General features: G+C 55.4%; 9 protein-coding genes and 2 tRNA genes. 3 read left to right on the top strand and 8 right to left on the bottom strand.

What is annotated here, in order from left to right; genetic code table 11:
* Positions 1 to 10: 10 nt before the first annotated feature.
* The 4 genes from ptsI to cysZ all read right to left on the bottom strand — a co-directional run bounded on the left by ptsI (position 11) and on the right by cysZ (position 4292).
* Positions 11 to 1738, bottom strand: coding sequence for a phosphoenolpyruvate-protein phosphotransferase PtsI (ptsI, locus tag RTX96_RS15545; protein ID WP_103818924.1), 1728 nt, complete (start codon positions 1736 to 1738; stop codon positions 11 to 13).
* Between the two features lie 44 nt (positions 1739 to 1782).
* Positions 1783 to 2040: a phosphocarrier protein Hpr gene (gene ptsH, locus RTX96_RS15550; RefSeq protein ID WP_002913505.1), complete on the bottom strand. Its 258-nt coding sequence runs from the start codon at positions 2038 to 2040 to the stop codon at positions 1783 to 1785.
* Positions 2041 to 2419: 379 nt separating this feature from the next.
* Positions 2420 to 3391 carry a cysteine synthase A gene (cysK, locus tag RTX96_RS15555; RefSeq protein ID WP_103818925.1) on the bottom strand — a complete coding sequence of 324 codons (972 nt, stop codon included), beginning with the start codon at positions 3389 to 3391 and terminating at the stop codon, positions 2420 to 2422.
* A 139-nt stretch (positions 3392 to 3530) separates the two neighbouring features.
* Complete coding sequence (gene cysZ, locus RTX96_RS15560) at positions 3531 to 4292, bottom strand: sulfate transporter CysZ (protein ID WP_103818926.1); 762 nt, start codon at positions 4290 to 4292, stop codon at positions 3531 to 3533.
* 230 nt (positions 4293 to 4522) lie between these two features.
* On the opposite strand from cysZ, the gene zipA reads away from it, so the two are divergent.
* The 3 genes from zipA (at position 4523) to RTX96_RS15575 (ending at position 7855) form a co-directional block, all read left to right on the top strand.
* Complete coding sequence (gene zipA / locus RTX96_RS15565; protein ID WP_312671512.1) at positions 4523 to 5548, top strand: cell division protein ZipA; 1026 nt, start codon at positions 4523 to 4525, stop codon at positions 5546 to 5548.
* Between the two features lie 71 nt (positions 5549 to 5619).
* Positions 5620 to 7638, top strand: a complete 2019-nt coding sequence (gene ligA, locus RTX96_RS15570) for an NAD-dependent DNA ligase LigA (RefSeq protein WP_312671513.1) — start codon at positions 5620 to 5622, stop codon at positions 7636 to 7638.
* 1 nt (position 7639) lies between these two features.
* Positions 7640 to 7855 carry a DUF3820 family protein gene (locus tag RTX96_RS15575; protein ID WP_103818929.1) on the top strand — a complete coding sequence of 72 codons (216 nt, stop codon included), beginning with the start codon at positions 7640 to 7642 and terminating at the stop codon, positions 7853 to 7855.
* On the opposite strand, the gene RTX96_RS15580 is transcribed toward RTX96_RS15575, so the two are convergent.
* From RTX96_RS15580 to RTX96_RS15595, 4 genes are all read right to left on the bottom strand, one after another.
* Positions 7852 to 8844, bottom strand: a complete 993-nt coding sequence (locus RTX96_RS15580) for a bile acid:sodium symporter family protein (protein WP_312270063.1) — start codon at positions 8842 to 8844, stop codon at positions 7852 to 7854. The genes RTX96_RS15575 and RTX96_RS15580 overlap by 4 nt on opposite strands.
* A 110-nt stretch (positions 8845 to 8954) precedes the next feature.
* A complete protein-coding gene (locus RTX96_RS15585; protein ID WP_103818931.1) occupies positions 8955 to 9299 on the bottom strand; it encodes a FlxA-like family protein in 345 nt (114 codons plus the stop codon).
* Positions 9300 to 9511: 212 nt separating this feature from the next.
* A tRNA-Lys gene (locus RTX96_RS15590) sits at positions 9512 to 9587 on the bottom strand.
* Between the two features lie 3 nt (positions 9588 to 9590).
* A tRNA-Val gene (locus RTX96_RS15595) sits at positions 9591 to 9666 on the bottom strand.
* Between the last annotated feature and the right edge of the window lie 99 nt (positions 9667 to 9765).

The following is a 9765-nucleotide window of genomic DNA, read 5'->3' on the forward strand; positions in this document are numbered from 1 at the left end:
ATCTCGTGGATTAGCAGATTGTTTTTTCTTCAATGAACTTGTTAACCAGCGTCATTAACTCGTCCGTTGTCGGTTGAGCAAGAGCCTGCTCTGCTAAAACCTTCGCATCTTCGAAGTTCGTGTTACGAATAATCTTCTTAATGCGCGGGATAGAAATGGCACTCATACTGAATTCATCCAGACCCATCCCCAGCAACAGAAGTGTAGCACGTTCGTCGCCTGCAAGCTCTCCACACATGCCGGTCCATTTACCTTCAGCATGAGAAGCATCAATAACTTGCTTAATTAAGGTCAATACAGACGGCGACATCGGCTGATACAGATGGGAGATCATATCATTACCGCGGTCAACTGCCAGGGTGTACTGGGTTAAGTCGTTGGTGCCGATACTGAAGAAATCTACCTCTTTCGCCAGATGACGGGCAATGGTCGCAGCGGCAGGTGTCTCTACCATCACGCCCACCTCAATGCTCTCATCAAAGGCTTTACCTTCGTCGCGCAGCTCCTGCTTGAAGGTTTCGATCGCTTTCTTCAGCACGCGCACCTCTTCAACAGAGATGATCATCGGGAACATGATGCGCAGCTTGCCGAACGCGGAGGCACGCAGGATAGCGCGAACCTGGTCGCGCAGGATCTCTTTACGATCCATTGCGATACGCACGGCGCGCCAGCCGAGGAACGGGTTCTCTTCTTTCGGGAAGTTCATGTACGGCAGCTCTTTATCGCCGCCGATGTCCATAGTACGGACGATAACGGCCTGAGAGCCGCAGGCTTCTGCCACCGCTTTATAGGCAGCAAACTGCTCGTCTTCAGTAGGCAGCGCGTCACGATCCATGAACAGGAATTCTGTACGGTAGAGGCCTACGCCTTCTGCGCCGTTGCGCTCGGCACCCTCAACGTCACGTACGGTACCGATGTTGGCGCACACTTCGACCTGATGGCCGTCAAGGGTGATCGCCGGCAGATCTTTCAGCTTCGCCAGCTCGGCTTTTTCGGAAGCAACCTGCTCCTGCACATTGCGCAGGGTTTCGATCTCTTCGTTGGTCGGGTTAACGTAAACTTTGTTATTCACCGCATCGAGGATCAGATAGTCGTCGTTCTTCACCTGGGCGGTGACGCTGCCGGTACCTACAATGGCAGGCAGCTCAAGGGAGCGCGCCATGATGGAGGTATGGGAGGTACGTCCGCCAGCATCGGTGATAAAGCCCAGCACCTTGTTGAGGTTCAGCTGTGCGGTTTCCGACGGGGTCAAATCCGCCGCAACCAGAATCACTTCGTCTTTAATGGCGCTCAGATCGATGATCGCCAGGCCGAGGATGTTGCGCAGCAGACGTTTACCGATGTCGCGTACGTCAGCTGCACGCTCTTTCAGATACTCGTCGTCCAGCTCTTCCAGGGCAGTTGCCTGACCTTCGATAACTTCGTGTGCTGCCGCATCGGCAGTCACGTGCTTATCTTTAATCAGGGCTATGATTTCCTGCTCCAGCTCCTCATCTTCCAGCAACATGATGTGGCCTTCGAAGATGGCTTCTTTTTCTTCACCGAAGGTTTCACCAGCTTTGGTTTTGATCGCTTCGAGCTGCGAAGATGCCTTGGCACGACCGCTCAGAAAACGTTCAACTTCCTGATCAACCTTATCGGCAGAAATTTTTTTCCGGTCGATGACGATCTCGTCTTCTTTCAGCAGCAGTGCTTTGCCGAAAGCGATACCCGGGGATGCTAAAATGCCTGAAATCATAACCCTACCTTACTTGTGACTGATTTTTTAAAAGAACCCGGAACTTACTCGAGTTCAGCCATCAGTTTTACCAGATGCTCTACGGCTTTCTGCTCGTCTTCGCCTTCAGCGGACAGCGTTACAACGGTACCCTGGGTCAGGCCCAGAGTCTGGAGTTTGAACAGGCTTTTTGCGCTAGCGCTTTTGCCGTTGGAGGTCACAGTGATCTCTGAAGTGAAGCCTTTCGCTTCTTTCACAAACTGAGCAGCAGGGCGGGTATGCAGACCGTTCGGAGCGGTAATGGTAACTTCTTGCTGGAACATTATATTTCCCCAACTTATAGGTTTAGTGTTGTGGATCTAAAGTCTAGCCTGGCGGCATAACTTTAGCCTGTATTGTTAGCGCCGGCATAACGGGACGCGGGACAAAAGTTCGCCTGCGCAATCCGCTGCTGGCACTTCTGACCGTGGCAAGTACTCGTCAATAACATTATGCCGCGAAAGCGAGACTTCAACCAAATCCTAAAATCGATTCAGCAAGTTTAAAGTCACAATTCGATTAATTTCGCGCTTCAAAATAAATGTGCTGGTTAAATACCAGACCCGACAAGGCGAATCAATGCCAGGTGAGTTGAAAGTTTGACGTGGGCCACAAAAAAGCACCCCGAAAGGTGCTTTTTTATGCGATTCTCGCTGTCCGCGTTTACTGCTGCAGCTCTTTTTCAGTGAAGAGATCGGCAAACAGGGCGGTACTCAAATAGCGCTCACCTGAAGAGGGCAGAATAACGACAATGTTCTTGTTGGTAAAGGCCTCATCTTCCTGCAGCTTCAGCGCAGCGGCAACCGCAGCGCCGGAGGAGATGCCTGCCAGAATGCCTTCCTCTTCCATCAGGCGACGGGCAACGCTGATCGCCTCATCGTTAGTAATCGCGACGACCTTGTCGATCAGCTTCAGATCGAGGTTGCCAGGAATAAAGCCGGCCCCGATACCCTGAATCTTATGTGGGCCTGGCTTCAGCTCTTCGCCTGCCAGCGCCTGGGCAATAACCGGAGAGTCCGTTGGCTCTACCGCCACGGTGATCAGCTCAGTTTTACCCTTGGTATTTTTAATGTAGCGCGACACGCCGGTCAGCGTACCGCCGGTGCCCACGCCAGAGATGAATACATCTACCTGACCATCGGTATCTTCCCAGATCTCCGGGCCGGTGGTTTTTTCGTGAATTTCCGGGTTAGCCGGGTTGCTGAACTGCTGCAGCAGCAGATACTTAGCGGGATCGCTGGCAACGATCTCTTCGGCTTTCTGGATGGCGCCCTTCATGCCTTTAGCGCCTTCGGTCAGCACAAGGTTCGCGCCCAGCGCTTTCAGCAGCTTACGGCGTTCGATACTCATGGTTTCCGGCATGGTCAGCGTCAGCTTGTAGCCACGTGCGGCCGCCACATAGGCCAGCGCAATCCCGGTGTTGCCGCTGGTTGGTTCAACCAGCTCAACGCCTGCTTTCAGCACGCCACGTTTTTCGGCATCCCAAATCATATTGGCACCAATACGGCATTTCACGCTGAAGCTTGGGTTACGGGACTCGACCTTAGCGAGGATGCGTCCATTACCGATGCGGTTCAGTCGGACCAGCGGCGTGTGGCCGATAGTCAACGAGTTGTCTTCAAAAATCTTACTCATAGCCCGTCCTTAACTGTATGAATTTGGGAACGACATCAGCATACGCGGTTAAGGAATATGCGGAAGTAAGGATTTCGCATATCTATATGCTGATGAGAAATAATAGCAACAACTATGGAATAAGAGCGGAATATCGCCCTCATTTCCAGAGGGCATGGTTTGACCGATAGCACTCTACCCACATAGCGGTCGCGCCGCAGACGGCAACGGGCATGATCACCAGGTTGAGTAGCGGAATAAGCGTAAACAGGCTGGTAAGCGCACCAAACTGCATATTGGTCACTTTACGCGCCCGCAGCGCGCCGCGCATGGTTTTAAAAGGCACCTTGTGGTTATCAAACGGGTAGTCGCAGTACTGGATCGCCAGCATCCACGCGCTAAACAGGAACCAGAGTACCGGGGCGACAGTCTGCCCAATGCCGGGAATAAAGTAGAGCAGCAGCAGAACGGCGGCTCGGGGTAAGTACCACGCTAGCTTTTGCCATTCACGCTTCATGATCCGCGGCAGATCCTTAACAATCCCAGTGATGCCGGTATCCGGCGGCGTTGCTCCAGTGAGGCGCGCTTCAAGCTGCTCGGCCAGCAGGCCGTTAAACGGGGCGGCAATCCAGTTAGCGATGGTTGAAAAAAAGTAGCCAAAAACCAGCACTACGGAGAGCACGGCGATAGGCCAGAGCAGATAGCTCAGCCACTGCAGCCAGTCCGGTACATGGCTCATCAGCGCCGGGATCCAGCTATCCAGCTGAGTAAACAGCCAGACGAAAGCACAACCAATCAAGATGATATTGACCAGAAGCGGCATAATGACAAAGCGCCGGATGCCGGGGAGGGTGATGAGCTTCCAGCCCTGGGAAAAGTAATAAACGCCACTGCGCGGCGGGGTGACTGATGTTGAAACCATAGTCAGACTATACTCCTTTCATGACCCCCGAATGGGGTGCGTGGCTATATTATCCGTATCGCGCTGAGTACACAGCTCGGAAATGTTCGAAAAAACAGCAAAAAGTACGATTTTACACATCTTTATGCGGTGAAAGCTGCGTGTGCACTTGCACTTGCGCTGAACGGCAAATACTCTTAGTGAGTAAATGTTTGCCGTGGTGGCAAGGTGTTAGAACAACAGAGAATATAATGATGCAGGATTTGCGTCTGATATTAATCATTGTTGGCGCGATCGCCATAATCGCTTTACTGGTTCACGGTTTTTGGACCAGCCGGAAAGAGCGTTCGACGATGTTCCGCGATCGCCCAATGAAACGCATGAAGTCGCGTCGTGACGATGACGAATCGTATGATGACGACACCGAAGATAACGTCGATGAAGGCGTGGGTGAAGTGCGTGTTCATAAAACGGGCCACGCCCCGAGAGCGGGTCAGGAGCAAGAGGCTCCGAAAACGCCGCAGCACCAGTATCAGCCGCCCTATGCGTCTGCTCAGCCTCGCCAGCATGCTCCCGTGCAGCAGGATGAGCCGTTGCGCCAGGCGCCGCCTGTTCAGCAGCCTGCCGCACCGCACGTTGAACCGCAGCCGGTGAGAAGTGCGCCGACGCAGCCGGTTCAGCACCAGCCTGTGCAACAGCAACCGATTCAACAGCAACCGGTACAGCATCAACCTGTTCACCAGCAGCCTGTACAACAGCCTGCTGCTCAGCAGCCTGTGGCGCAGCCGCAGCCGCAGCAGCCCGCACCTGAACCTGCGCCGCAGGAAGCGCCTGCAGCTGCAGAGAAGCCGCAGCGCAAAGAGACCGTTATTATTATGAACGTTGCCGCACACCCGGGCAGCGAACTGAGCGGTGAGGTTCTGCTGGCCAGCATTCAACAGGCCGGTTTCGCCTTTGGTGATATGAATATTTTCCATCGTCACCTTAGCCCAGACGGCAGCGGCCCGGCCCTTTTCAGCCTGGCCAACATGGTTAATCCGGGTACCTTCGATCCGGAGATGACCGGTAACTTTACTACTCCTGGCGTCACTATGTTTATGCAGGTGCCGTCCTATGGCGATGAGATGCAGAACTTCAAGCTGATGCTCCAGTCTGCACAGTACATTGCCGATGAAGTTGGCGGCGTGGTGCTGGACGATCAGCGTCGGATGATGACGCCGCAGAAACTGCGTGAGTATCAGGACCGCATTCGCGAAGTGAAAGAGGCGAACGCGTAACGCCTGCGGTAGTGTTATCTCTCTCTTATAAGCCCCCGCCTGTCGGGGGTTTTTTCTATTGATGGTGCGATATGGACTCAATCGAACAACAGCTGACTGAACTGCGAACCACGCTTCGCCATCATGAATATCTCTATCACGTGATGGATGCGCCTGAAATCCCGGATGCCGAATACGACCGCCTGCTGCGTGAGCTTCGCGCGCTGGAGGCCGAGCATCCCGATCTTATTACGCCGGACTCCCCCACCCAGCGAGTCGGGGCAGCGCCGCTCACCGCCTTTACCCAGGTGCGCCATGAAGTCCCGATGCTCTCGCTGGATAACGTTTTCGACGAAGAGAGCTTTCTGGCATTCAACAAGCGCGTGCAGGATCGCCTGAAGAGCACCGATGCACTGAGCTACTGCTGTGAGCTAAAGCTTGACGGGCTGGCGGTGAGTATCATCTATGAGAACGGCGTGCTGATTCAGGCCGCTACGCGCGGAGACGGCACCACCGGTGAGGATATCACCACCAACGTACGTACTATCCGGGCGATCCCGCTCAAGCTGCACGGCGATAATATCCCGACACGGCTGGAGGTGCGCGGCGAGGTCTTTCTGCCCCAGGCAGGCTTTGAGAAGATCAACGACGAGGCCCGGCGCACCGGTGGCAAAGTGTTTGCTAACCCGCGCAACGCGGCGGCTGGCTCGCTGCGTCAGCTCGATCCGCGCGTCACTGCCAAGCGGCCGCTGACCTTTTTCTGCTACGGCGTAGGTATCCTGCAGGGGGGCGATCTGCCTCGCAGCCATCTGGGTCGCCTGCAGCAGTTCAAGGCCTGGGGCCTGCCGGTCAGCGATCGTATTCGCATCTGTGATACGCCGGAAGCCGTGCTGGATTTCTATCATCAGGTAGAGGCGGATCGCCCAACCCTCGGGTTCGATATCGACGGCGTAGTGATCAAGGTCGATTCTCTCGATCTGCAGGAGCAGCTGGGGTTTGTCGCTCGCGCGCCGCGCTGGGCGGTGGCGTTTAAATTCCCCGCGCAGGAGCAGTTGACCTTTGTGCGGGACGTCGAGTTTCAGGTAGGGCGCACCGGGGCGATTACGCCCGTGGCGCGTCTTGAGCCGGTGCAGGTGGCTGGCGTTCTGGTGAGCAACGCCACCCTGCACAATGCGGACGAGATCGCGCGACTGGGTCTAAAAATTGGCGATCGGGTTGTGATCCGCCGCGCGGGAGATGTGATCCCACAGGTGGTTAACGTGGTTGAGTCCGAGCGTCCGGCGGACGCCCGCGACGTGACGTTCCCGACACACTGTCCGGTCTGCGGCTCCGACGTCGAGCGCGTCGAAGGCGAGGCGGTAGCCCGCTGCACCGGGGGCCTGATCTGCGGGGCGCAGCGTAAAGAGTCGCTGAAGCACTTTGTCTCTCGCCGGGCGATGGACGTTGACGGCATGGGCGATAAGATTATCGATCAGCTGGTGGAAAAAGAGTATGTGCACACGCCAGCCGACCTGTTCCGCCTGACGGCGGGTAAACTGACCGGGCTGGATCGCATGGGACCGAAGTCGGCGCTGAATGTGGTCAACGCGCTGGAAAAAGCGAAAGAGACCACCTTTGCGCGCTTCCTCTACGCGCTGGGCATTCGTGAGGTAGGCGAAGCCACGGCGGCAGGCCTTGCGGCGCACTTTGGTACGCTGGAGGCGCTGGAGGCGGCATCGATTGAGGATCTGCAGAAGGTGCCGGACGTCGGCATTGTCGTTGCTACCCATGTATTTAACTTTATGGCGGAAGAGAGCAACCGCGAAGTGATCCGCGATCTGGTTGAAGGGGTGGGTATTCACTGGCCGAAGCCGCTGGTGGTTAACGCCGACGAAATCGACAGTCCGTTTGCCGGTAAAACGGTGGTGTTAACCGGCAGCCTGAGTCAGATGTCACGGGATGACGCTAAGGCACGGCTGGTAGAGCTGGGGGCAAAAGTGGCAGGCAGCGTCTCGAAAAAGACAGATCTGGTGATTGCTGGCGAGGCGGCGGGCTCGAAGCTGGCCAAAGCGCAGGAGCTGGGAATTGCGGTGATCGACGAAGACGAGATGCTGCGCCTGATGGGGGCCTGAGATGGATAAGGCTCAGCTGGTAGAGATTGCTAACACCGAGATGCCCTTTGGTAAATATAGGGGCCGCAGGCTGATCGATCTGCCGGAAGAGTACCTGCTCTGGTTTGCCCGCAAGGAGACGTTTCCGCCCGGGCATCTCGGGCAGCTGATGGCCTTTACGTTGCTGATTAAAACCGAGGGGCTGACGCATCTGGTACAGCCCCTGCGGCGTCCTTAGCTGTTGTCAGCGGCCTGGCGGGCCTGCTGTGCCTCGGCCTGACGCTTATAGCGGCGCGCCAGTACGGCGCAGACCATCAGCTGGATCTGGTGGAAGATCATCAGGGGCAGCACCATCATCCCTATAACTGACGTCGGAAAGAGAATATTGGCCATCGGAATACCGTTGGCCAGGCTCTTTTTCGATCCGCAGAAGACGATAGTAATCTCATCGGCTTTGTTAAAGCCGCAGCTGCGCGCCACAAAGATATTTACGCCTATCACAATCGCCAGCAGCACCAGGCTGACAATCACGATAAACAGCAGCGATCCCATTCCCACCTTATGCCAGATGCCGTTCACCACCGCCTCGCTAAAGGCAGAGTAGACAACCAGCAGAATTGACGTCTGGTCGGTTTTAGCAATCCACTTTTTATTACGCGCAACAAACGCGGCGGTCCACGGACGAGAGAGGTGGCCCAGCACAAATGGCAGCAGCAGCTGCAGCATGATCTTACCGACCTGCTCCAGGCTGCCCTGTGCGCCATGCATATTCATCACCAGACCCACCAGCAGCGGCGAGAGGAAGATACCCAGCAGGCTGGAGGCGGAGGCAGAACAGACCGCGGCTGCCACGTTGCCCCCGGCCAGCGAGGTAAAGGCAATCGCGGACTGTACGGTAGCAGGCAGGATACAGAGGTAGAGAAAACCGGTATAGAGCTCAGGACTCACGTTAACCGGCGCCCACCAGGCAAACAGCACGCCCAGCACCGGGAAGAGGATAAAGGTGCTGCACATCACCCACAGATGCAGCCGCCAGTGGCTGCCGCCGGCAATAATGGCTTCACGGGAGAGCTTGGCCCCATGCATAAAGAAGAGCAGGGCGATAGCGGCAGTAGTGAGTCCTTCAAAGAAGGGGACGAAGCCGCCGCGGGCCGGAAAAAAGGAGGCCAGCAAAACAACGGCAATGAGCGTGAGCGTAAAGGGATCGAGGACGCGTAGAAATTTCATAATGACTCCTGAAAGACAGTGCCACCATTTTGCGTTTTTCTGGATGTTAATGAAAAGTGATTTATCGCGTTTGTTGAGAAATTAGAGAGGCATAACGCCTCTCTGAGCCATCAAATGTAGATATCAATCTTATGCTCGGCGGAAGGGGAGTTAACGCCTTCAGCTTTGGTCTGTTTCTGCTCCTGATTTTTCTGTGCCTCTTCAGCCTGGCGGCGCTGGAGCTGAGCGATTTGCGCCTGCAGCAGTTTGATCTGGTTCTGGATCTGTTCCTGCTGCTTCTGCTTCTCCTCCGTGGTGCCGCTGCCGTTAGCAACGTCTTTCAGCTGCTTGGTAAGCTTGGTGACCTGCTGGGTCAGGCTTTGGATCTGGGAGGCGATATCGCTGTTGGCGCTGCTGGAGGCGCTGCCGGAACTGCTGGACTGGACTGACGGTGTTGATGTTGAAATAGTTGTCATTGTAAAACCTCTCTTGCCATAAACCTGTTATATCGGCATTTTTTTAGAGAGCTTGAGAGAAGATGTCAAAATGGTTATGTCGGGTGGCGCTGCGCTTACCCGACCTACAAACCGCACCGTGCTCACCGTAGGCCGGGCAAACGCAGTGCCGCCCGGCGTGAAATCACAGACAGCAGAAAGCAAAAAAGCGCCTTTAGGGCGCTTTTTTACATTGGTGGGTCGTGCAGGATTCGAACCTGCGACCAATTGATTAAAAGTCAACTGCTCTACCAACTGAGCTAACGACCCGAGTGGTGGGTGATGACGGGCTCGAACCGCCGACCCCCTCCGTGTAAAGGAGATGCTCTACCAACTGAGCTAATCGCCCAATCTCACTGCTTATCTACACTGCGGTCATCATCTTAATGATGATGGGTGATGACGGGCTCGAACCGCCGACCCCCTCCGTGTAAAGGAGATGCTCTAC

This window comes from Pseudescherichia sp., assembly GCF_032052675.1.
GTDB lineage: Bacteria > Pseudomonadota > Gammaproteobacteria > Enterobacterales > Enterobacteriaceae > Pseudescherichia.

Bases quoted from the DNA above. Each gene is read 5' to 3' on its own strand.
- ptsI (WP_103818924.1), bottom strand. From the start codon at position 1,738: ATGATTTCAGGCATTTTAGCATCCCCGGGTATCGCTTTCGGCAAAGCA.
- ptsH (WP_002913505.1), bottom strand. From the start codon at position 2,040: ATGTTCCAGCAAGAAGTTACCATTACCGCTCCGAACGGTCTGCATACC.
- cysK (WP_103818925.1), bottom strand. From the start codon at position 3,391: ATGAGTAAGATTTTTGAAGACAACTCGTTGACTATCGGCCACACGCCG.
- cysZ (WP_103818926.1), bottom strand. From the start codon at position 4,292: ATGGTTTCAACATCAGTCACCCCGCCGCGCAGTGGCGTTTATTACTTT.
- zipA (WP_312671512.1), top strand. From the start codon at position 4,523: ATGATGCAGGATTTGCGTCTGATATTAATCATTGTTGGCGCGATCGCC.
- ligA (WP_312671513.1), top strand. From the start codon at position 5,620: ATGGACTCAATCGAACAACAGCTGACTGAACTGCGAACCACGCTTCGC.
- RTX96_RS15575 (WP_103818929.1), top strand. From the start codon at position 7,640: ATGGATAAGGCTCAGCTGGTAGAGATTGCTAACACCGAGATGCCCTTT.
- RTX96_RS15580 (WP_312270063.1), bottom strand. From the start codon at position 8,844: ATGAAATTTCTACGCGTCCTCGATCCCTTTACGCTCACGCTCATTGCC.
- RTX96_RS15585 (WP_103818931.1), bottom strand. From the start codon at position 9,299: ATGACAACTATTTCAACATCAACACCGTCAGTCCAGTCCAGCAGTTCC.